Below are 21,585 nucleotides of genomic sequence, written 5' to 3'. Positions count from 1 at the left end.
ATGGCCAGCCACGATGCTCCAGACTCGACCCCTCGTCCTATCCGGCCCGAGCGGCGCTGCGCGCACGCATCTGTTCGAGAACATGGCGGCCGGAACCCTCGACATGGCGGGAAATGAGTTCGGCTGCCTTGTCGGCTTCCCCCGCCTTGATGAGCGCAATGAGTTCGCGGTGCTCGCGAATGATCGCGGCACGCCGCGCGAGCGTGAAATTGAAGCGCCGGCTCACCGCCCGCAGCACTTCGCGATGCTTCCACCAAAGCTCGGCGGCATGGCGGTTATAGTGCCGCTGGTACATCACCGTGTGGAAGGCGGTATCCAGTTCACTGTGCCTGAACGTGTCGGCGAAGTTGTTTTCTTCAATCAAGCCCTGGATACGTTCGAGTTCGGCAATGTCCTCGCCGGTAGCCATACCCACAAACCATCGCGTCAAGGCGGGCTCGATCAGGACTCCGATCTCATAGATATCGCGGACGAAATCCTGATCGATGGGTCTTACGCGAGCCCCGCGGTTGGGCGAGAAGATGACGAAGCCCTCGCCCCGCAACAACTGCAGGGCCTCGCGCACCGGGTTCGTCGAAGTGCCGTGGCGGCGGGCGAGATCGGTGACGACAAGCCGTTCGTTGGCGGCGAGCCGTCCCTCAATGATGTCTTCCCTGATCAGTTCGTAAAGCGAGGCGCCCTCGCTGGAGGCTCCGATGGCGTCGATCCCCGGAGGTGGCTTTGCTTTAAAATCGTCTGTTTCGGCCAAGGCCGGCTCCCCCAATCAATACACAGTCTGTCCGATATCACGCACGGTTCGCATAAACAATGTACGATCTGATGCGTTGACAGGCAATTCATGATCTGAAAACGTACCAAGTGATCGAGAGGATACACCGTACTGAAAGAACCATCCTCGCGATCGCAGGGCGGAGAATCAGGGAGGATACCTATGACGAGGATTATGCTCGGCAGTGCGGTCCTGCGTGGCACTGTCGTCGGTGTCTTGGCTGCATCGCTTATGTCGACATCGGCGCTGGGTGCGCCGCCGGTCGACCTGAGCAAGTGGTCGCCCGAATATGTGCGCTCCATCGCGGGAACACAGGATTTCGACACGGCCGGCGATTGCGCCAAGGTCACCCCGCTCGATTACAAGGGGCGACTGACTTTCTGGTATCAGGGCGTGTTCGAGGGCGATCCCGACCTCCTGCGCCAGTACTACAAGGATTTCTTCGAGACTTTCCGCAAGACCTATCCGAACATCCAGCTCGAGGAACAAGCCCTCACCTATAACGATCTTCTCGACAAGTTCCGCACGGCGCTCCTGGGCAATGCCGCACCGATGGCGGTGCGCTTGCAAATCCTCGGCGGTACCGAATTCGCCTCGAAGGGCTATCTGCAGCCGCTCAAACCCGAGGATGTGGGGTATTCGACCGAGGATTTCTGGCCGGGCGCCATGAAGGCCGTAACCTGGGATGGGGTGACTTACGGCGTACCGACGAACAATGAGACGATGGCGTTCATCTGGAATGCCGACATCTTCAAGCGTGCCGGCCTCGATCCGGACAAGGCTCCGGCAACGTGGGACGACGTTGTCAAGTATTCCAAGCAGATACACGACAAGCTCGGCATTGCCGGCTACGGCCTCGTGGCTCGCAAGAATGCCGGCAATACGCCCTATCGCTTCATGCCGCAGTTGTGGGCCTATGGCGGCGGCGTCTTCGACGAAGCCACCGCGAACCCGACATATAAAGAGGTGGAGCTCGACAGCCCGCAGAGCAAGGCGGCGCTGCAAGCCTCATACGACATGTATGTCCGCGACAAGTCGGTTCCGGTTTCGGCACTCACCAACCAGCAGGCCGACAACCAGCCTCTGTTCGTCGCCGGACAGTTGGGCATGATGATCTCGCACCCGTCAGACTACAACGTGATGCTCGACCTGCAGGCCAAGGCAACCGGCACCGACAAGGACAAGGCGCAGACCGTCATCGACAACATGCGCTACGGTCTGGTTCCGACTGGTCCCGACGGCAAGCGCGCCGTCGTGTTCGGCGGCTCGAACATTCACATCCTGAAGCCCGAATATGTAGAGGGCGGCAAGGTGGACGAGCCGGCCGCGAAGGCGATGATCTGCATGTGGGCGAGCCCTGAATGGTCACTGAAGATGGCCTATGCCGGCTCGAACCCCGGCAACCTCAATGGCTTCAAGACAAAATGGATGAAGGAACGTCTGGACCACATCAAGTTCCTCGACGTCACGACATCGATGCTGCCCTACGGCATCCCCTTCCCGGCGCTGCCGGAGTCTCCCGAGATCATGAACATCATCATCCCGGACATGCTGCAGAATGCCCTGACCGGAGCGATGACCGTTGATCAGGCAGCGGACGACGCAGCCAAGAAGGTGAAAGACCTGATGGGCGGACTCTAGTCCGACCTGACCTGCGATCCACCGGCTACGCCGAGAGTGCAGCCGGTCCTTCCGAAGAACAAGGGCAGCCACAGTGACGATCGTGACCGGCAAGGCCGAGGCTCGCGGAAGATTGCAACCCGGCAGGTCCGGCATGCTGCGGAATATCTGGGCGCATCGCGCCGACTACGCATACGTGCTCCCCGCGATCGCCGTGATGCTCATCGTCATCGCCTATCCGATCTATTACACGGTCGAGCTGTCGTTCTATAAAACGCCGCCTGGCCTGCAACTGCGTGACAAGACCTTCATCGGCTTCGACAACTACACGACCATCCTCACCAGCGAGGTGTTCTGGAAGGTCACCTGGAACACCCTGATCTGGACATTTGGGTCGACTTTCATCTCCTTTGTCCTGGGGTTCGCCACAGCGCTGGCGCTGCACCGCGACTTTGTCGGTCGTGGCGTCCTGCGCGCCATCCTGATCATTCCCTGGGTCATCAGCGCGGTCGCCGCCTCCTACATCTGGAAGTGGATCTACCATTCGGACTTCGGCATCATCGGCGCGGTGCTGGTCGGCCTCGGATTGGCCGACCGGCCGCCGAATTTCATCGACAACGTCAGCACGGTGCTTCCCTCCCTGATCGTCGTCAATATCTGGCGCGAGTTTCCGTTCGCCATGATCATGATGATGGCCGGCCTGCAGACTGTCCCCGACCAGTTGTTGCGCGCCGCGAAAGTCGACGGGGCCAATGCATGGCAGCGCTTCTGGCACGTCACCTTCCCGCACTTACGCAACGTCTCGGTGGTGACGATCCTGCTGCTCGCGGTGGCCAACTTCAATTCCTTCATCATCCCCTGGATCATGACTGGCGGCGGGCCGTCGAACGCCTCGCATATCTGGATAACCCACATTTACGAACTCGCTTTCGGCCGGCAACGCTGGGGCGTGGCATCCGCCTATTCGGTGCTCCTGTTCCTCATCCTGATGGCGCTGGGCTACTTCTACGTTCGTGCACTGAGCGGCAACGAGCGGAAAGAGGGGCGCGCATGAGCACGATCGCCGAGACCGGCTCTCGACGCCAGACCCGTAGCAGCATGCGCGTCGACGGGTGGCGCTGGGCCGGACGTATCTTCCTCTTGTTGATGCTGCTCTACACAGCGGTGCCGATGATTTGGATGCTGATCACCTCGATCAAGTCGGGCTTCGCGGCGACCCAATTCCCGCCGCAATGGTGGCCTGACGAGCCTACGCTTGCCAGCTACCGGAAGCTGCTCGATCCGCAGAATAGCGTCGGCCAGGACTTCCTGCGCTTCTTCTGGAACAGCCTGTTCGTGTCGACCGCCACGACAATCCTTTCGGTGATCGTGGCTGTTCCCGCGGCTTATGCATTTTCGCGCTTCACTTTCCCAGGCCGGAACTTCCTGTTCTTCGCCGTGCTGCTGCGCAACATGTTCCCGGCGGTGATCTTTCTCGTGCCGCTCTTCATCCTGATGCGCGCGATCGGGCTGGTGAACACGCATGGCTCGCTGATCCTGACCTATCTCACTTTCGGCCTGCCCCTGGCGATCTGGCTGCTCAAGGGCTTCTACGACAATATCCCGGTGCAGCTCGAGCAGGCGGCGCGCATCGACGGCGCAACGCGGTTCCAGGCCTTTATCATGATCGTCATGCCGCTCTCGACGCCAGGAATCATCGCCACGGCGATCTATTCCTTCATCGGCGCGTGGAACGAGTACATCTACGCCTACACGTTCCTGTCCAAGAACGACCAGTTGACCCTGCCGGTCGGCATCCAGCGCTTCTTCTCTGAAAATACGACGGACTTTCCGGGCCTGATGGCGGCGAGCTTCATGATGAGCGTGCCCGTCGTGGTGCTGTTCCTCGTCCTGCAACGATACTTCGTACGCGCCCTTACAGAAGGCGCGGTCAAGCATTAAGGAGTTGCCGATGGCCCACGTGGTCCTCAAAGATCTCGTCAAGACCTATGGCAGCTTCAAAGCCGTCAACGACGTTTCGCTGACGGTGAATGATGGCGAGTTCGTTGCGCTCGTCGGCCCTTCAGGCTGCGGCAAGACAACCACGCTCAATCTCGTCGCGGGGCTGACCTCGATCACATCGGGCGACATCGTCATTGGGGACCGGGTGGTCAACGACCTCGACCCCAAGGACAGGGACATCGCAATGGTGTTCCAGAACTACGCGCTCTATCCGCAAAAGTCGGTCTATATGAATCTCGCTTTCCCGTTGCAGATGCGCAGACTGCCCAGGGACGAGATCGACAAGAAGGTCAAGGAAGCGGCGCGGGTGCTTGACATGACGCACCTGCTCGAGCGCAAGCCGCGCGAACTTTCGGGCGGCCAGCAGCAGCGCGTCGCCCTGGGCCGCGCCCTTGTACGCGACCCCGCCGTGTTTCTCATGGACGAGCCGCTCTCCAACCTCGACGCCAAACTGCGCGTGCAGATGCGGTCGGAGATCAAGCGATTCCACCAGGACCTCAAGGCGACGATCATCTATGTGACACACGACCAGCTCGAAGCCGTGACCATGGCCGACAAGATGGCGGTGATGAACGGCGGCTTCCTGCAGCAATACGATTCACCGGCACAGGTCTTTGCCCATCCGGTGAACATGTTCGTCGCCAGCTTCATCGGCAGTCCGGCGATGAGCCTCATTCCGCTGGAGATATCGACAGCAAACGGCGGCACCGTGTTGACCAGCGCGGAGGGCTGGAGCCTCGGGCTCTCGCCGCGCAACGTCCAGAAGGTCACGAAGGCAACGACCAAAAAGATCGTGCTCGGCGCACGCCACTCGACGATCAAGCTGCACAAGAGTGCCGTGCCGGGCAGCATCCCGGCCAAGGTCTACACGGTGGAGCCAACCGGAGACGTCACCTTCGTGCAGGCGTTTCTCTCCGGTGCCATCGTCAACGTCAGCGTGCCACCGAACATTGCGGTGACGCCCGACGAGCGGATCTGGCTCGAGTTCGACCAGGAGCGGATGCATCTGTTCGACGGCGAAACCGAAATGGCCCTCGAGGCCAGCTGAGCGGGCGGATGCGTGTGGAACGTGGGTGGATGACTACGAAGCTTAAGATCACCGCGATCAAGCCCTATCCGGTGTGGGTGGGAACGCGCAACCAGATGCTGGTCAAGGTCGAGACCGACCACGGCATCTTCGGCTGGGGCGAGAGCGGCCTGAGCGGCCGCGAGAAGGCCGTGGCCGGCGCGGTCGAGCACTATCGCGAGTTTCTCGTCGGCCGCGACCCCATGCAGACCGGGCGGATCTGGCAGGAGGTTTACCGCAGCCAGTATTTCGAAGGCGGGCGCGTTCTGCAGGCGGCGATATCAGCCATCGACATCGCCCTTCACGACATCAAGGGCAAGGCGCTGGGGATACCGGTCTACGAGCTGCTGGGCGGCAAGCAGCGCGACCGGATCCCCACTTTCGCCTCGACCGGAGACGAGGCCGAGGGCGACGTGGCCATCGAACGGGCCCGCGAACTGCACGCACAGGGCTGGCAGGCAATCCGCTTCTTTCCCGTCGGGCAAAACAGCAAGGATGTCTTCGAGCCGCGCGAGTCGATCGGCGCTACAGCGACGATGCTGAACAAGGCGCGCCGGGCGCTGGGCGACGAGGTCGTCCTCGGCATCGATTATCACCATCGGCTATCGGTGGCGGAGGCGGCGAGCTTCTGCAGCAAGCTCGACCGCGGCGTGCTCGATTTCCTCGAGGAGCCGATACGCGACGAGACGCCGGAAGCCTACGAATCCCTGCGCAAGATGACCGACATCCCCTTCGCCATCGGCGAGGAATTTGCCAGCAAGTGGCAGTTTCTGCCCTATATCGAGCGCGGTATCCACCAGTTCAACCGGCTCGATATCTGCAATGTCGGCGGCTTCACGGAAGCGATGAAAGTCGCCGGTTGGAGCGAGGCGCACTATGTGGACCTGATGCCACACAATCCGCTTGGCCCGGTGTGCACGGCCGCGACCGTGCATCTCGCCGCCGCGGTACCAAACTTTTCGTGGCTCGAGACCAGGGCGCCCGAAGCAGAGCTGGGCTTCGACAATTCCGAATTCTTTCCGGTGCAACCACGGCTCGACGGCTCCGATTATCCCGTCAGCGATCTGCCGGGGCTCGGCGTCGAGGTCAACGAAGAGGCGGTCCAGGCGCAAAGCTTCCGTTTCTGGGAAGCGCCCCACCTCAAGCGCCGCGATGGTTCTGTCACGAACTGGTAGTTCCCTTCAATCGGAGTCCACAATGACGCATATTTCCGACATCACGCGGCCGCCCAAGGATCTGATTGACGCGCTGAAGGGGATCGGCGCCGCGACGGTTGCCGGCACGCTTGGCCATATGGGCTTCCGCAATCCGCACATGGTCGGCCCGGTGGCCCAGAACCACGGCAAGTCGATCGTCGGGCCGGCGCTGACGCTGCAGTTCATGCCACAGCGGCCGGACCTCTTCACCGAGGGAGAGTATGCCGATCCGGAGAAGCAGCTGCACCGGCACGTGCTCTACCACGCGCAAGAGGGCGATGTGGTGGTGGTCGACGCGCGCGGCGACATGAGTTCGGGCGTCTTCGGCGATATGATGTCGACGTACTTCAAAGGCAGAGGCGGCGCGGGTATCGTCATCGACGGGTGCATGCGCGATCGGCCCAATGTCGAAAAGCTCGATCTGGCCCTATGGCTGCGCGGCTGGACGCCCAACTACCATGTGCAAACCAGCATCTATCCCAACGCCGTCAACGTTCCGATCGCCTGCGGCGGTGTCACGGTGATCCCCGGCGACATCATCGTCGCCGACGACGACGGGGTGGTCGTGCTTCCCGTCGCGATGGCCGCGAAGGTGATCGAGGAATCACAGAAGCATCACGACTGGGAGGAGTTCTCACGCATGAAGCTGATGGAGGGCGGGCCGTTGCAACGCTATTATCCGCTGCATCCAAGTGCGAACGATGAGTATGAGGCCTGGCGGGCAGCCAACCCGAAATTTTGATAGACGGACGCTAGGATCACCTGCCCGTCGCCATCTGGTTGGTCTGCACACCACTGCATCCGCGACATATTCCTCCGCGCGGCCCACAAAGCCACCGATACCGCCATGCCGGTCCGGCAAGGCCAGCCTTGCGCGACAATCAGATCGGGACGCCAGCGGGCCAGTTCTGCCGCTTTTCACTTTGATCGGCCATGTCTTTGCCGCACGCGACAAAGCGGCGCCAGCCGCCGAATGAGGAGATGTCGGAGGCACCGTCCAAGCCCGCGCTTTCGACCAGAAAGCCCTTGGCAGGGGTGCCGTCCTCAAGTTCGACCGTGCCGATGCCGAGCGGAGCCGGAATAGCGGCGACGAAATGGCCGAAGGCCTCCGGCCCAAGTCGCCAGACCTCGACGTCGATCCGCATGCCGCCGTCGGCAACGCGGATCAGGCCGGGCTTGGGCACGGACTGGCCGGCCAACGCATAGAGCTTGTAAGCGGCGGCGGTCCTGGTCGCTCGCAGGAATTGCGCGCCGAGCTGGTTGAGCTGGCCGTTGAGCGGCATGCCCGACAGATGCGCACCGACGACCACCAGGTCGATCATGCCATCGCAGGGCCGCACGGCGGCCGGCCGCGGGCCGGGCTGCGGCCAGCCCGTTGCGCCGAGTGGGAGGCCGCTCTGCCCATGCAGGTCCCGGGCGAGCATTGTCGTCAGCGCATCGCGGCCAGCGGGCGCCAGCAAGGTGACGCTCATCGGCAGACCGTCTCTGCGCCTGCCAGTCGGCACGGCGATGCCGCACATATCGAGCAGGTTGACGAAGTTGGTGTAGGTGCCAAGCCGGCTGTTGGTCGCGACCGGATCGGCGAGCACCGCGGCTGTAGTGTAATGCGTCGGCGCGGTCGGCACGCAGAAGAGGTCGACCGAGGCGACGACCGGGGCGAGCTTCGCCTTGTAGGCCTGCAAGGCATAGAGGCCGCGAAAGGCGTCCGCCGCCGACAGACTTCTGGCGCCGCCGATGATCTTGCGCGTCACCGGATGCATGGCGGCCTCGTTGGCGTCCATGAAGTCGCCGATCGCCGCGTAGCGCTCGGCGACCCAGGCGCCTTCGTAGAGAAGATTGGCGGTGGCGTAGAAATCGCCGAACGGAATTTCGACCAGCCGGCAGCCGAGCGTTTCCAGAAGGCCAAGTGCTGCCTCGAAGCCGGCCGGCATCGAGGCGTCGTCGAAGAACTTCAGGTCGCTCTTCGCCGGCACCCCGACGCTCAGCACCGGTGGCCGCGCGGCAAGCGCCGGCGCGTTGATCGCGCGCGAATAGGCGTCGGCCGGGTCCTCCGCCGCCGCGACGCCGAACACCGCATAGGCGTCGTCAACGGTGAGTGCGAACACGGAGACGCAGTCAAGTGTGCGGCAGGCTGGCACCACGCCGGCGGCCGAGAGCGCGCCGACGGTCGGCTTGAGCCCGACGATGTTGTTGAGGCCGGCGGGGATACGGCCGGAGCCGGCCGTGTCGGTGCCCAGCGCGAAGGAGACAATGCCCCGCGCCGTCGCCACCGCCGACCCGGACGAGGAGCCGCCCGGCACGAGACTGGCATCGACGGCGTTCCTTGGGATCGGGTAAGGCGTGCGGACACCGACGAGGCCGGTGGCGAACTGGTCGAGATTGGTTTTGCCCACCACCAGCGCGCCGGCGGCCTTCAACCGGGCGACCACCGTGGCGTCCTTCTCCGGCATATAGGCATATTCGGCGCAGGCTGCCGTCGTTGGCATGCCGGCGACATCGATGTTGTCCTTGACCGCGAACGGCACGCCCCACAGCGGCTTGGCAACCGGATCGAACGGTCCAAGCTTTTGCGACTGCGCCAGCATCTCCTCCCTTCCGGCGAGATGGATGAAGATGCCGGGATCGTCAGCCGCCACGATACGGGCATGCGCCGCATCAATCATATCCGCGACAGTCACACCGCCGGCATAGGCCGCGTGCAGGCTGATGATATCGAAGCGGATCTCGCTCATATGGCCTCCCCCAGAATAATTACCGGCAGGTCCCACTGGATCAGCACGACGCAGCCGTCCTTCGTCCACACCGAATGCTCGGTCCCGGCCGGGTTCAAGATAACGCTGCCGGCCGGATAATCGCCGTTCTCGTCGCTCTGTGTGCCCTCGAGCACGACGATGGTTTCCAGTCCGACATGGCGATGGCGGGGCACGCCGGCGCCGGGCCGGTAATTGAGGATCGCGACCGAGGGTTCCACCGGTCCGCCCTTCAACAGCCAGTGAACTGTGATACCGTCGCGAAAAGGCTCGAACGCCAGGTCGCGCCAGCCGGCACCGACGAGGCCGGCAAAACTCAGATTAACCATTCGCGATTCCCTGCAGCACCCGGTCGGTCGTCGCCGTCCAGCCGACAATGGCACCTTGGGCGCGGATCATGGCGATGGCCGCTGCCTTGAACTCGGGGAAATAGCTTTCCGTCGCATCTTCGGCGAGCAGGCACTCATAGCCGCGATCGTTAGCCTCGCGCATCGTCGTCTGCACGCAGACTTCGGTGGTGACGCCGGCGAAAACCAGCTGCTGCGCGCCAAGCCGCTTCAGATCGTCACCGAATCTGGTCGCGTAGAAGGCGCCCTTGCCCGGCTTCTCGATGACGATCTCGCCCGGCAGCGGCGCCAGTTCGGCGATGATCGCGGTGCCCGGCTCGCCCGATATCAGCACGCGACCCATCGGCCCGACATCGCCGATACGGATCGACGGATTGCCGCGGTTGCGCTTGGCCGGCGGCAGGTCGGAGAGGTCGGCGCGGTGGCACTCCATCGTGTGGATCACAGGCACGCCGGCGGCGCGGAACCCCTCGATCAGCCTCTTCACTGTCGGCACGATCGCCTGGATGCGGCTGACATCGTTGCCGAGGCTGGCGCCAAAGCCGCCGGGCTCGGCGAAATCGCGCTGCATGTCGATGACGACCAGCGCCATCGTGTCGGGCTTGAACGCAAAGGCGAACGGCTGCGCGTCGATTTGCGCCATCAGTGATGTCCCGCCATATGCTCGCCGATGGTCTGTACGCTCGCCCCGGCGATCGGCGTCTCATAGACCAGCGCGCCGTCCGACATGACGAAAATGCGGTCGGACAATTCCAAGAGCTCGTCGAGGTCTTCCGACATCAACAGCACGGCCGCACCCGCGTTGCGCGCCTTCATGATGCGAGCGCGGGTTTCGGCCACCGCCGAGAAATCGAGGCCGAAGCAAGGATTGGAGACGATCAGCAGGTCGACTTCGCCGGTCAGCTCGCGCGCCAGCACCGCGCGCTGCACATTGCCGCCCGACAGCGAGGCGATGGGCGAGGACAGCGAGGCGGTCTTGACCTTGAACTGCTCGACCAGGCGGGCGCCGAAGGCGCGAATGGCGCTGGCGCTAATCCAGTTCACCGGCCTGCCATTGCCATCCATGTCGAAGGTGCGGAAGGAGATGTTTTCGGCCACCGTCATTTTCGGCGCGCAGGCATTCTTCAGCGGTTCCTCGGGAATGAGGCGCACATTGAGCGCCCGCGCCTCGGCGCGCGTCGCCGCATAGGCTAAGCCACGCACCAGCACCTCGCCGGCCTCGCGCGGCCGTTGGCCGGCCAAAACTTCCAGGAATTCCTTCTGACCGTTGCCCGAAATGCCGGCGATGCCGACGATCTCACCCGAGCGCACGCCGAGGTCCAGGATGCTGATCGACTTCAGACCGGTGCGGTCCGGCGCCTTCAGCGATCTGACATTGAGCACAATCTCAGCATCGGGCTTCGGCGTTGCGCGACTGTCGAGCGCGGCGATCGGCTGGTCTCCGACCATCATCGCCGCCATCGCCTTGTGGTCGAGATCGGCGACGCGGCCGGTCCCGGTAAGCTTGCCCTTGCGCAGCACGCTGACATCGTCGGCGAAGGCGGTCACCTCATGGAACTTGTGCGAGATCATCAGCACGGTGAGGTCACCCGCCTTGGTCATGGCGCGGACCAGCCCCAGCACCTCCTGCGCTTCGCCCGGCGTCAGCACCGAAGTCGGTTCGTCCAGCACCAGGAAGGAGCGGCCGAGATAGAGCTGTTTGATGATTTCGAGCTTTTGCTTCTCGCCGGCGGCAAGCTCCGCCACCTTGACGTCCAGCGGCAGCTTGAACGGCATGCGCTCCATGAATACGGCAAGATCGCCCCGCTCCTTGCGCCAGTCGACGATGCCGGGCACCTTTTCGCGCGAGATGACGAGGTTCTCCGCTCCGGTCAGCGACGGCACCAGCGTGAAATGCTGGTAGACCATGCCGAGCCCTAGCGCCGAGGCATCCCTGGGGCTGGCAATCTTGACCTCCCGGCCGTCGACCAAAATGTCGCCGGAGGTCGGGTGATAAAAACCCATCATGCACTTGACCAGCGTCGACTTGCCGGCGCCGTTCTCGCCGAGCAGCGCGTGGAAGGAACCTGCCGACACCTTCACCGATACGGCGTCCAGCGCCGTGAAGCCGCCGAAGCGCATGGTCATGCCGATGGTTTCGACGCCGACGGCCTTTCTGACGCTGCCACTCATAGCGCCCTCCTCACGGCAGCTGCGCGACGAGCGCCTTCGAATTCGACACAGTGCCGAAGACGCCGCCCTGCATCTTGATCATCTTGATCGCCGCCATATGGTTGCCGTGGTCGGTCGCCCCGCAGCAATCCTCCAGCATCATGCATTCATAGCCGCGGTCATTGGCCTCGCGCATGGTGGTGTGCACGCAGACATCCGTGGTGATACCGGTGAGCACGATGTTTTCGATCCCGCGCTGGTTGAGGATCAGTTCCAGGTCGGTGGCGCAGAACGAGCCCTTGCCCGGCTTGTCGATTATCGGCTCGCCCTCGATCGGATAGAGGTCGGGGATGATGTCCCAGCCCGGCTCGCCGCGCACCAGGATGCGCCCGCACGGACCTGGGTCGCCGATGCCGGCATTGATGCGGCGCGAGCGCCAGCGCTTGTTGGCCGGTAGGTCGGCGAGATCGGGCCGATGTCCCTCGCGCGTGTGGATGATGGTGTAGCCCTTGGCCCGCATCACCGAGAGCACGGCCTTGATCGGTTCGATCGGCGCCCGCACCAGCGACAGGTCGTAGCCCATATGGTCGACATAGCCGCCCGGCCCGCAGAAATCGGTCTGCATGTCGATGATGATCAGCGCCGTGTTGTCGGGCCGCAGATCGCCATTGTAGGGCCACGGATAGGGCTCTGCGTCGATCGTGTGCTGGGTGATTTCGGCTCTGGCGTTCACAGGCAAAACTCCAGTCATTTTGTGATCGACAGTTCGCCCGGCGCACCGGCAAGCGAGCGTGTCGGCGACGAGGTGGCGATCATGATGATGAGGGTGAGGATATAGGGGGCGGCATAGAACAGATAGTAGCCCTGCGTCACGCCGACCGATTGCAGCGCCGGGCCGAGCGCGCCCGCCCCGCCGAACAGAAGGGCGGCGGCAAAACAGCCGAGCGGGTTCCAGCGCGCGAAGATGACCAGCGCCACCGCCATCAGGCCCTGGCCCGAGGAAATGCGTTCGGTCCAGCTGCCAGGATAGTAGAGTGACAGATAGGCGCCACCGATGCCGGCCAGGGCACCACCAACGCCGGTGGCCAGCAGCCGCACCGTATCGGGGTCGAGGCCCATGGCGCGGGCCGCGTCCGAACTGTCGCCGACGACGCGCACGATCAGCCCGGCGCGCGTGTTGCGGAACGCCCACCACAGGATGACCGACAGCACCGCCCCGATGAGGAACAGCACGTTCACGTCGAGCGCCGCCTGCACCTGCGGAATGTCGGACCAGCCGCCGAAGGGAATGGCCGGCAGATTGGGCGCCTTCGGCTTGATGAACGGCTTGCCGAAGAAGAAGGCGAGACCTGAGCCGAACAGCATCAGCGCGATGCCGATGGCGATGTCGTTGACCTTCGGGAATTTGCAGATCCAGCCATGGAACAGGCCGAAGCACAGGCCCGCGCCGGCGGCGGCGATCAGGCCGAGCCAGGGCGAGTTGGTCATCACCGCGACCGCATAGGCCGCCATGGCGCCGAAGACGAGCGTGCCTTCGAGCCCGAGATTAATGCGGCCGGAACGCTCGGTGATCGCCTCGCCCAGCGAGACGAAGATGAAGGGCGTCGAGACGCGGATGGCGCCGCCCAGAATGGCCAGAGGCACGCCCCAGAGCCCGACCTCGGTCGCGTCCATCAGGCAGTCCCCCTCGAGAGATCGGGCCTCTTCCAAAGATCGGGATTGAAGGCCTTGAAGCGGCCGTAAAGGGTTTCGCTGAACAGGATGACGATGAAGATCATGCCCTGCAGCACCAGAACGGTGGCGTCGGGCAGGTCCATGCGGCGCTGGATCAGCCCGCCCGAGGCATCGATGCCGCCAAGCAGGATAGCGACCGGAATGATGGCCAGCGGATTGTGGCGGGCGAGGAAGGCCACGAGAATGCCGGTGTAACCGTAGCCGGCGGCGAGCGAGGCGTTGGCGCTGCCTTGCACGGCGGCGACTTCCAGCATGCCCGCCAGCCCCGCGAAGCCGCCGGCAAGTGCGGTGAACCCGACGATAAGTGGTCCGACGGCCAGCCCTTGCACTTGCGCTGCCCGCACATTGCCGCCGGCGATGCGCGCGGCAAAGCCCCAGCGGGTCTTTTCGATGACCACCCAAGAGAGGATGCAGGCGACGACGCCGACAACCAGTCCCCAATGCACGTCCATGCCCGGAATATTGCCGATGCGGTAGATGTCCGCCAACGGCTGGGTCGACGGCTTGTTGAGCGAGGCCGGATCGCGCAGCGGCCCTTCCACCAGCTGGTTCATCAGCGCGATGGCGATGTAGGCCATCAGCAGGCTGGAGATCGTTTCGTTCACGGCCCGGTAGTGGCGTAGCGCGCCGACGGCACCGATCCAGATGCCGCCGGCGGCCATGCCCGCCACGCCCATGGCAAGAATGACGATGAAGGAAGGCGCGCCGCTGAGCGCCACGCCGATGGCCGCGGCACCGACGCCGCCGAGCACGATCGCGCCCTCGCCGCCGATGACGACGAGGCCCAGCCGCGCCGGCAATGCCACGCAAAGCGCCGCCAGCAACAGCGGTGCGGCCCGCGACAGCGAGTTCTGGATCGAGAACCACGAGCCGAAGCCGCCGCGCCACATGGTCTCGTAGAGCAGGACCGGCGACTTGCCGACCAGGGCGATGAACAGGCTGAACAGCGCCATGCCGACGATCAGCGCCGCGAGCGGAATGACGAACGTCTCTGCCCGCCGCGCGATCCATTCCAGCGCCGCCGGATAGCCCCTGGCGCCTAACAGCGTCGGCATGCCGGCCCCTGTCACCGTATCCGTCATCGCCCCATCCCCCTCAGATCAGGCGGTCGAGCCGACGACGCCCTCGACCAGATAGTCCATGCTTTCAAGCTCGATCGCGGTTTCCGGGAACGCCTGGCCCTCAGTGGCGACGACAGCGCCCTTGTTGCTCTTCAGCGGGCCCTTGATGACGGAGAAACCGCCCTTCATCATTTCGGCCAGCGTGGCATCGAACTGCTTGTGCGCCGCCTCGCCGACGGCGGGGCCGAGCGGGCTCATCTTGACGAAGCCGTCGGCCAGTCCGCCGCGGGTGAAGTTGGGCAGCGGCGTGCCGGCGACCAGGTCGTCGACGAACATCTTGTAGACCTTGGCCCAGTTCCATTCGGCGCCGGTCAGGTATTTCTCGGGCGCCAGCGGGCTCTGGTTGGCGTGGTAGCCGCAGACGAAGGCTCCGCGTCCGGCCGCCGTCTCGACCACCACTTTCGGGCTGTCGACATGGCAGGTGATGACATCGGCGCCCTGGTCGACCAGGGCGTTGGTTGCTTCCGCCTCCTTGACCGCCAGCGACCACTCGCCCGTGAAGATGACCTGGCAGGTGATGGCCGGATCGACCGAACGCGCGCCGAGCAGGAAGGAGTTGATGTTAAGCAGCACTTGCGGAATGGGTTTGGCCGCGACGAAACCGAGCTTCTTGGTCTTCGAGGTGTGGCCGGCGACGACGCCGTTGAGATACTGGCCCATGCCGATGTAACCAAAATAGGAACCGGCGTTCATCGGATGCTTGGTCTTGTCCCACATGCCGCCGCAATGGCGGAACTGGACGTCGGGGAACTTCTTGCACATGGCCAGCATGTGCGGATCGAAATAGCCGAACGAGGTCGGGAAGATTAGCGAGGCGCCGTCGAGGTTGATCATCGATTCCATCGTCTTCTGGACATCGACCGTCTCCGGCACGTTCTCCTCCTCGACGACGGTGATACCCTCGATGCCCTTCAACGCTGCGGCACCCTCGGCATGCGCCTGGTTGTACCCGTAGTCGTCCTTCGGCCCGACATAGATGAAGCCGACGGTGGCGGCAGCGGCGAATGCCTTGCTGACGGGAAAGGCTGCGGAGGCAAGCCCTAATGCTGCTCCAGCGGCGGAGGTCTTGAGCAACTGGCGACGGCTAAGCATGAATCTGTCGGTCATCTCTCTTATGCTCCCCTGTAGGACCCTTTCCGGGTCGGTTAACGCCCTCTCAAGAAAAGTGCATGCAATCGTCATGCCAATTCGAGTGTCGTAATTTCACAATAAAATCAATGATCGTCGTGAGGAACCATGCACAAGCGAAAGGCAATTGCATGCACTTTTTGCCTTGAAAACAGACAATTTGACAGGCAGATTAAAACACAGGCATAGAGGGTCCGGCCGAGTCGGGATGGTGCCGTTCGGCCGCAGGATTCAGGGATCCTGGAACACCGAAGCAGGGGAGGCGAAGCAGTTTTGTCGGGAAAGCGCAGCTTGATCCGGGCGGGCACGACCGTCGATCAGATGGTGAGGGCGATCGGCGACCGCATCGTCACCGGCGTGCTGCGTCCCGGCGAAAAACTCGACGAGGTCTCGCTTGCCGCCCGCTTCGAGGTTTCACGCACGCCGGTGCGCGAGGCGCTTGGCCAACTCAGCGCCATGGGCCTCGTCGAGCGGCGGCCCAACAGGGGCGCCATCGTCGCCGTCGTCACGCAGGAGCACCTCGCCTCGATGTTCGAAAGCATGGCCGAGCTGGAAGGCATATGCGCGCGCTTCTGCGCCGAGCGCATGACCGGCAACGAGCGCCGCGCGCTCGAGACCGAGCATCAGGCGTCGGCGCGGCTGGTGCGGCTGGGTGCCGAGGAAGACTATGAGTACTTCAACACCGAATTCCACAGCCGGCTCTATCGCGGTGCCCACAGCACGCACATCTACGAGTTGACTGCGACGACGCGCAGCCGGCTGGCCCCCTTTCGCCGCGCCCAGTTCCGGCTGGCCGGACGCCTGGCGAAATCCTGGCAGGAGCATGACGCCATCGTCACCGCGATCTTGCGTGGCGATGGCGCTGCTGCCGGCAAAGCCGCCAGGGAACACGTGTCCATCGTCAGCGAAGCGAGCGCCGTGTTTGTCGTTGACGACCATGCGCGAGCCGCGCCGCTACACTCTTAAAGACCTCTCGAGAAGAAACGGTTCCACCCGCCACTGCGCGCTCATGGCATCGTAGCAGCGTATTCGAATCAGGTTGAGGCACCCCCCTGAAAACGGTGCTGTCATGCCCAGCACCGCAAGAAATATCGCGGGGTTTCTGAATGTGGGGAAAGGCGGTAGCGCTCTCCCGCTACCAGTCTCACCAAACTGCGATTAGAAGTCATTTGGCCCAAGCTGGCTATCTCCGTGCAAACGGTGCCGACCAATGCGCGGCACATCCATGCCGATGGGCAGGCCCTTCGAAATGTAATCGTCATCCTCGGCGGCCATAGCGGCTGTTCTGGCCAGCGTGCCCACCAGGATAGTGTTGCGCCGCCTCGACCTCAGCGAGAGACGTCTCGTGGAAACCGACCTGCGCGGAAATGTCATGTCGCCAGCAAGGAAGCACCACCTCCGCGACCAGATACCGACGACGTTTCAGCGACAACTAAAGGAACCGAACGGCGATCGCTGAATTTTGCTTCAAGCGGATATATCGAAGGGACCGCGTTTCTGGAGCTCCTGCATGAACGACATAAGCGCCGAAATCTCTGAAAAACAGAGCGACATTCGGGCAAAAGGGCCAATCCAGCGATTCCTGCGCACGATCGGACCCGGTTTCATCACAGGCGCTTCGGACGACGATCCTTCCGGCATCGGTACGTACAGCCAGGCGGGCGCCCAGCTGGGATTCAATGTCGGCTGGACCATGGTCTTCACTTTTCCGCTCATGGCCGCGATCCAGGAAATAGCGGCGCGGATAGGCCGGACGACAGGTCGAGGTATCTCCGGCAATCTCTCCCGACACTACCCGTCTTCCCTGATGTATTTTGTAGCCTTGCTGTTGTTCGCCGCCAACGTGATCAACATCGGGGCGGACCTGAGCGCGATGGCTGACGCGCTGCGACTGCTGGTGGGCGGCCCAAGCTCGCTTTACGTCGTTGCATTCGGCGTGGCGTGCGTTTTGGCGATCGTCTTTCTCGACTACAACCGGTACGTCATGGTCCTGAAATGGACAACGCTGAGCCTCTTTGCCTACGTGGTCGCCGCGTTTCTGGCTGATATCCCATGGGGCGAGGCCCTGAAGGGGGTCGTTCTTCCGCACATGGAATGGAACCGTGCGTTCTTCACGACGCTTCTGGCCATACTCGGCACCACGATTTCTCCCTACCTGTTCTTCTGGCAAGCGTCGCAGGAGGTCGAAGAGGAAACGATCGACCCGAAGGCCAAGCCGCTGAAGTGGGCACCGTGGCAGGCGTCGGGTGCGTTCCAGCGCATTCGCGCCGACACTTTGGTGGGCATGGCTTTTTCGAACCTGATAGCCATCGCAATCATCGTCACAACCGCCGCCACGCTGCACAAGGCCGGAGTGACTGACATCAATTCCTCCACCGATGCGGCCAAGGCGCTGGAGCCGGTCGCGGGCAAATTCGCCTTTGCAATCTTTGCAATGGGGATCATCGGCACCGGCCTTCTCGCGGTGCCGGTTCTCGCAGGCTCGGCCGCATTCGCCGTGGGCGAGGCAAGCCGCTGGCCAGTGGGACTGGAGCGCAAGCCGAAGGAAGCGATGGCATTCTATGCGACCTTGGCCGCCGCCGTGGTGCTGGGAATGGGGATCATGCTCACGCCGATCGATCCCATCAAGGCGCTTTACTGGAGCGCTGTCATCAACGGCATATGCGCCGTCCCCGTCATGGTCGTCATGATGCTGATGACCGGGCGCTCCGACATCATGGGCGAATTCCCCATTGAGGGTTGGCTACGCTTTCTTGGATGGCTCGCGACGACAGCAATGGGACTGTCCGTGGTCGGCCTCGCGCTGCAATGGGCCTTTTGAAATGGCCCGATCGGAATGGCGAGTGGCTTATCCCCGCCTTCGGGCCCATCGGCTAGCTGTTCGGCGCCAAAGTGATCAAAGCCCGCATGCTTCAACCGACAGTTTTTTCCACAGTTGGTTGGCGAGGGAAAAGGCGGCCGACCCTCTGGCGGGGATCGCGAAGCAGACTTCGAACGTTGTGGTGATCGCCACTTGCAGCGTGCGCCCCAGGGAAAAGGGGCTCAGGTAGGCTCGGCACCCTTGTTGCCTCCTGAGGACGCCACATTTTGGGGGCGCGCAGTTCCGGCTATGCATGTCGCCCAAAAGTGACCTCGGTTTTGGGAAGACGACATGCATAAAGACAAAGACCTAAAGCGCGTCGCATGAATCCGTTTCGACGTGACGCGCTTTAGGTGGAGGCGGCAAGAAGGTGGGATAGCCGTTTCGCTCCATTTGCAACAACTGCAGTAACGGTTGATTCAACCATTGCTGGTATTTTTCAGGCTAGAGTGTGGTGGCGGCTCCGACAGTGCGGCGGGGGCTGTGTTGCCGGAGCCGCCTGCGCAGTCCGGTTGGGGTTAGACCGCGCTGTCTCAGAATAGGACAGCGCGGTCAACGATCCGTTAATTGCGTAACAGCGACTTTCACTCCGAACCGCACCGGGCTGCGATTTCCAGCCGGGGTCTGTCCGCTCGGCTCAGCCTGTCGAACGAGTGTTGAAGGCGCCGCCTTCGTTCGAGTCGATCCACATTGCTTTGGGCGGGGAGCCATCCCCTCGCACACCACCGGCTGTGATTGTCGATTTGTCGATTGCCCCTACAGCATGTCGCGGCGAATAGAATTCGCCCGACCTGCCGTAAGCTTCTGATTTTATGAATGTCGTTATCCGGAACCGAGGACACTTCCGGGCGACATGCATTAGTGCCTGATCATCCCGGCGTCGACATTCAGCGTCTGGCCGGTGATCCAGCGGGCGTCCTCGCTCGCCAGGAACGACACGACATCGGCGATGTGTTCGGGTTGGCCCTTGCCCTTCATCGCCTGCAGCATCTCGACGAAGCCGAACGCCTCGTTGTGCGGGCTCGCCTTGACGCCATCGCTCTCGATCAGGCCCGGCGTCACCGCGTTCGCGGTGATGTTGTACTTGCCAAGCTCGGTCGCCAGCGCCCGGGTGAAGCCGATGACGCCGCCCTTGGCCGCGACATAGGCCGCCATGTTCGGTGTACCGGCGAAGAAGGTATTGGAGGCGATGCTGATCACGCGTCCGGCCTTGCCCGCCGCCCGCATCTGGTCCGTCGCCGCGCGGGTGACAATGAAGGTCCCTGTCAGGTTGACGTCGATGATCTTGCGCCAATGGTCGAGGTCGACATCGTCCCAGGCGACGAACGGCACGATGCTGGCATTGTTGACCAGGATGTCGACGCCGCCGGTGAGCGCCTGTATTTCCGCAAACAGCGCCTTGACCGAAGCCGGATCCGCAATATCGGCGGCGACAGCCTTCGCCTTGCCGCCGATCGCGGCGGCCGCGACCTTCGCGCCCTCGGCATTGATGTCGCTGACGATGACGGTCGCGCCGTCGGCCGCCAGCCGTGCCGCGATCGCCTTACCGATGCCCTGTGCGGCGCCCGTCACCAGCGCCGTCTTTCCCGCAAGCCGTTCAGTCATGAAATATCTCCCTCGATGCGTAATCTTATGATGTCTGTTCAGGCGTCGGCGTCGATCACGGCCAGCGCCGCGTCGATGCCCTTGCCGACCGCAAGCTTCTGGCCTGCCGCATTCATGGCGCCGCCAAGCGCCGTCAGCGCCGCGATCGCATAGATCGGCTGCGCCGTCGGACCCATGTGACCGATGCGCGTCAGCCTGCCCAAGGTTTCGCCGCGACCCGACGAAAACACCACGCCGTAGCGAGCGCGGGCTGCCTGGCGAACTGCTTTCTCGTCGACACCTTCGGGCGTGCGAACAGCGGTCGTGGTCGGCGACGCGATCTTGTCGTTGGCGGCCCAGATCGACAGGCCCATGGCCGTGACTCCCGCTCGCATGGCCCGTGCCGTCAGCGCGTGACGTGCCCACACTGCTTCCGGCCCCTCGTTGAGATAGAGGTCGAGCGCCACATCGAGCCCGTTGATCTCCGAGACCGAGGGCGTGAATGGGAACGGCTTCTCGCGCGACCAGGCGTTTTCCCAGTCGACAATGCTCAGCATCGACGCGCGTGGCGCCAGGGGATTGGCCTTCATCTTGGCCCAGGCCCTCTCGCTGACGCCCATCATCGTCAGGCCTGGAGGCGCTCCCAGGCATTTGTTCGGGCCCGTGACATAGATGTCGGCCTTGCAGTCCTCCGGATGCGTCTTCATGCCACCGAAAGACGAGACGGCATCGACGATCAGGTAGCTGCCATGCGCCGACACCAGCGCGCCGATGGCATCGATCGGGTTGATCGTGCCCGACGGGGTGTCGTGATGGCAGACGGAGACGACAGTGATTTCCGGATGCGCCTTCAGCATGTCGGCAACTGCCTGCAGCTCGACCGCCTCGTTGTAGCGCACTTCGATTTCGAGCAGATGCGGCGAATAGCGTTTCGCCCAATAGCCGAAGCCCTTGCCGTAGACACCGGAGGCGAGGTTGAGCACGACATCGTCGGGCGTGATCAGCGACGCTGCCGCCGCCTCCAGCCCCAGCACCGGCTCGCCGTGCAGGATGACAGGCTTGTTGGAAAGCCGCATCGCCTTTTGGGCCTTGTCGACGACCTTTTCGTAGAAGAGCTGGAAGGCCGGGTCGTAATCGTAGAGCACGGTGCGGCCGAGGCCACGCAGCACCTCGGCGTAGGCATTCACCGGTCCCGCGGTCAGGGTGATGACCGGATCGGCGTGTTCGAGATAGCGCATGGTCTTGTCTCCGGATTGGC

19 protein-coding genes are annotated in these 21,585 nt (G+C 63.1%); 8 read left to right on the top strand and 11 right to left on the bottom strand.

The features are described from left to right. Positions 1 to 37: 37 nt before the first annotated feature. A complete protein-coding gene (locus C7I87_RS04390) occupies positions 38 to 748 on the bottom strand; it encodes a GntR family transcriptional regulator (RefSeq protein ID WP_149903047.1) in 711 nt (236 codons plus the stop codon). Positions 749 to 931: 183 nt separating this feature from the next. Between C7I87_RS04390 and C7I87_RS04385 the strand changes: the two genes are divergently transcribed. From C7I87_RS04385 to C7I87_RS04360, 6 genes are all read left to right on the top strand, one after another. Beyond that, positions 932 to 2,410: an ABC transporter substrate-binding protein gene (locus C7I87_RS04385; RefSeq protein ID WP_149903046.1), complete on the top strand. Its 1,479-nt coding sequence runs from the start codon at positions 932 to 934 to the stop codon at positions 2,408 to 2,410. 73 nt (positions 2,411 to 2,483) lie between these two features. After that, positions 2,484 to 3,443 (top strand): carbohydrate ABC transporter permease, encoded by a 960-nt coding sequence (locus C7I87_RS04380; protein ID WP_149903045.1) that lies wholly within the window; start codon positions 2,484 to 2,486, stop codon positions 3,441 to 3,443. Further along, positions 3,440 to 4,330, top strand: a complete 891-nt coding sequence (locus C7I87_RS04375; protein WP_149903044.1) for a carbohydrate ABC transporter permease — start codon at positions 3,440 to 3,442, stop codon at positions 4,328 to 4,330. The genes C7I87_RS04380 and C7I87_RS04375 overlap by 4 nt, the downstream gene beginning before the upstream one ends. 10 nt (positions 4,331 to 4,340) lie before the next feature. Then, a complete protein-coding gene (locus C7I87_RS04370; RefSeq protein ID WP_149903043.1) occupies positions 4,341 to 5,438 on the top strand; it encodes an ABC transporter ATP-binding protein in 1,098 nt (365 codons plus the stop codon). 29 nt (positions 5,439 to 5,467) lie between these two features. After that, on the top strand, positions 5,468 to 6,631 hold the full coding sequence (locus tag C7I87_RS04365; protein WP_149903042.1) for a mandelate racemase/muconate lactonizing enzyme family protein: 1,164 nt from the start codon (positions 5,468 to 5,470) through the stop codon (positions 6,629 to 6,631). A 22-nt stretch (positions 6,632 to 6,653) separates the two neighbouring features. After that, a complete protein-coding gene (locus C7I87_RS04360) occupies positions 6,654 to 7,394 on the top strand; it encodes a ribonuclease activity regulator RraA (protein ID WP_149903041.1) in 741 nt (246 codons plus the stop codon). Positions 7,395 to 7,533: 139 nt separating this feature from the next. Here C7I87_RS04360 and atzF read toward each other — a convergent pair whose 3' ends face one another. The 8 genes from atzF to C7I87_RS04320 are packed head-to-tail and all read right to left on the bottom strand — an operon-like array spanning position 7,534 to position 15,862. Continuing rightward, positions 7,534 to 9,384: an allophanate hydrolase gene (atzF, locus tag C7I87_RS04355; protein ID WP_149903040.1), complete on the bottom strand. Its 1,851-nt coding sequence runs from the start codon at positions 9,382 to 9,384 to the stop codon at positions 7,534 to 7,536. Next, on the bottom strand, positions 9,381 to 9,731 hold the full coding sequence (locus C7I87_RS04350; protein WP_149903039.1) for a cupin domain-containing protein: 351 nt from the start codon (positions 9,729 to 9,731) through the stop codon (positions 9,381 to 9,383). The genes atzF and C7I87_RS04350 overlap by 4 nt, the downstream gene beginning before the upstream one ends. Beyond that, the gene (locus tag C7I87_RS04345) at positions 9,724 to 10,392 is read right to left on the bottom strand and encodes a cysteine hydrolase family protein (protein WP_149903038.1); all 669 of its coding nucleotides are present in this window, start codon (positions 10,390 to 10,392) and stop codon (positions 9,724 to 9,726) included. The genes C7I87_RS04350 and C7I87_RS04345 overlap by 8 nt, the downstream gene beginning before the upstream one ends. Then, entirely contained in the window at positions 10,392 to 11,921 is a 1,530-nt protein-coding gene (locus C7I87_RS04340) for an ABC transporter ATP-binding protein (RefSeq protein ID WP_149903037.1), read from the bottom strand. Before C7I87_RS04340 ends, C7I87_RS04345 begins: the two co-directional genes overlap by 1 nt. 10 nt (positions 11,922 to 11,931) lie before the next feature. After that, complete coding sequence (locus C7I87_RS04335; protein WP_149903036.1) at positions 11,932 to 12,651, bottom strand: biuret amidohydrolase; 720 nt, start codon at positions 12,649 to 12,651, stop codon at positions 11,932 to 11,934. After that, positions 12,648 to 13,574 (bottom strand): ABC transporter permease, encoded by a 927-nt coding sequence (locus tag C7I87_RS04330; protein ID WP_149903035.1) that lies wholly within the window; start codon positions 13,572 to 13,574, stop codon positions 12,648 to 12,650. Before C7I87_RS04330 ends, C7I87_RS04335 begins: the two co-directional genes overlap by 4 nt. Beyond that, a complete protein-coding gene (locus C7I87_RS04325) occupies positions 13,574 to 14,689 on the bottom strand; it encodes an ABC transporter permease (protein ID WP_246696187.1) in 1,116 nt (371 codons plus the stop codon). Before C7I87_RS04325 ends, C7I87_RS04330 begins: the two co-directional genes overlap by 1 nt. Before the next feature lie 45 nt (positions 14,690 to 14,734). Next, complete coding sequence (locus C7I87_RS04320; RefSeq protein ID WP_149903033.1) at positions 14,735 to 15,862, bottom strand: BMP family ABC transporter substrate-binding protein; 1,128 nt, start codon at positions 15,860 to 15,862, stop codon at positions 14,735 to 14,737. Between the two features lie 312 nt (positions 15,863 to 16,174). Here C7I87_RS04320 and C7I87_RS04315 point away from each other — a divergent pair, with 312 nt between their 5' ends. Both C7I87_RS04315 and C7I87_RS04310 read left to right on the top strand, forming a co-directional pair. After that, positions 16,175 to 16,849: a GntR family transcriptional regulator gene (locus C7I87_RS04315; RefSeq protein ID WP_149903032.1), complete on the top strand. Its 675-nt coding sequence runs from the start codon at positions 16,175 to 16,177 to the stop codon at positions 16,847 to 16,849. A 544-nt stretch (positions 16,850 to 17,393) separates the two neighbouring features. Next, positions 17,394 to 18,704, top strand: coding sequence for an Nramp family divalent metal transporter (locus C7I87_RS04310; RefSeq protein WP_149903031.1), 1,311 nt, complete (start codon positions 17,394 to 17,396; stop codon positions 18,702 to 18,704). An 897-nt stretch (positions 18,705 to 19,601) separates the two neighbouring features. On the opposite strand, the gene C7I87_RS04305 is transcribed toward C7I87_RS04310, so the two are convergent. Then, positions 19,602 to 20,348: a pyridoxal 4-dehydrogenase, SDR-type gene (locus C7I87_RS04305; RefSeq protein ID WP_149903030.1), complete on the bottom strand. Its 747-nt coding sequence runs from the start codon at positions 20,346 to 20,348 to the stop codon at positions 19,602 to 19,604. Positions 20,349 to 20,386: 38 nt separating this feature from the next. Beyond that, positions 20,387 to 21,565, bottom strand: coding sequence for a pyridoxamine--pyruvate transaminase (gene ppaT / locus C7I87_RS04300; protein ID WP_149903029.1), 1,179 nt, complete (start codon positions 21,563 to 21,565; stop codon positions 20,387 to 20,389). Between the last annotated feature and the right edge of the window lie 20 nt (positions 21,566 to 21,585).

Source organism: Mesorhizobium sp. SARCC-RB16n (genome assembly GCF_008520305.1).
Classification (GTDB): domain Bacteria; phylum Pseudomonadota; class Alphaproteobacteria; order Rhizobiales; family Rhizobiaceae; genus Mesorhizobium.
This window is presented reverse-complemented; position numbering and strand designations above follow the sequence as displayed.

Bases quoted from the DNA above. Each gene is read 5' to 3' on its own strand.
- C7I87_RS04385 (WP_149903046.1), top strand. From the start codon at position 932: ATGACGAGGATTATGCTCGGCAGTGCGGTCCTGCGTGGCACTGTCGTC.
- C7I87_RS04375 (WP_149903044.1), top strand. From the start codon at position 3,440: ATGAGCACGATCGCCGAGACCGGCTCTCGACGCCAGACCCGTAGCAGC.
- C7I87_RS04370 (WP_149903043.1), top strand. From the start codon at position 4,341: ATGGCCCACGTGGTCCTCAAAGATCTCGTCAAGACCTATGGCAGCTTC.
- C7I87_RS04365 (WP_149903042.1), top strand. From the start codon at position 5,468: ATGACTACGAAGCTTAAGATCACCGCGATCAAGCCCTATCCGGTGTGG.
- C7I87_RS04360 (WP_149903041.1), top strand. From the start codon at position 6,654: ATGACGCATATTTCCGACATCACGCGGCCGCCCAAGGATCTGATTGAC.
- atzF (WP_149903040.1), bottom strand. From the start codon at position 9,384: ATGAGCGAGATCCGCTTCGATATCATCAGCCTGCACGCGGCCTATGCC.
- C7I87_RS04350 (WP_149903039.1), bottom strand. From the start codon at position 9,731: ATGGTTAATCTGAGTTTTGCCGGCCTCGTCGGTGCCGGCTGGCGCGAC.
- C7I87_RS04345 (WP_149903038.1), bottom strand. From the start codon at position 10,392: ATGGCGCAAATCGACGCGCAGCCGTTCGCCTTTGCGTTCAAGCCCGAC.
- C7I87_RS04340 (WP_149903037.1), bottom strand. From the start codon at position 11,921: ATGAGTGGCAGCGTCAGAAAGGCCGTCGGCGTCGAAACCATCGGCATG.
- C7I87_RS04335 (WP_149903036.1), bottom strand. From the start codon at position 12,651: ATGACTGGAGTTTTGCCTGTGAACGCCAGAGCCGAAATCACCCAGCAC.
- C7I87_RS04330 (WP_149903035.1), bottom strand. From the start codon at position 13,574: ATGGACGCGACCGAGGTCGGGCTCTGGGGCGTGCCTCTGGCCATTCTG.
- C7I87_RS04325 (WP_246696187.1), bottom strand. From the start codon at position 14,689: ATGCCGACGCTGTTAGGCGCCAGGGGCTATCCGGCGGCGCTGGAATGG.
- C7I87_RS04320 (WP_149903033.1), bottom strand. From the start codon at position 15,862: ATGACCGACAGATTCATGCTTAGCCGTCGCCAGTTGCTCAAGACCTCC.
- C7I87_RS04310 (WP_149903031.1), top strand. From the start codon at position 17,394: ATGAACGACATAAGCGCCGAAATCTCTGAAAAACAGAGCGACATTCGG.
- C7I87_RS04305 (WP_149903030.1), bottom strand. From the start codon at position 20,348: ATGACTGAACGGCTTGCGGGAAAGACGGCGCTGGTGACGGGCGCCGCA.
- ppaT (WP_149903029.1), bottom strand. From the start codon at position 21,565: ATGCGCTATCTCGAACACGCCGATCCGGTCATCACCCTGACCGCGGGA.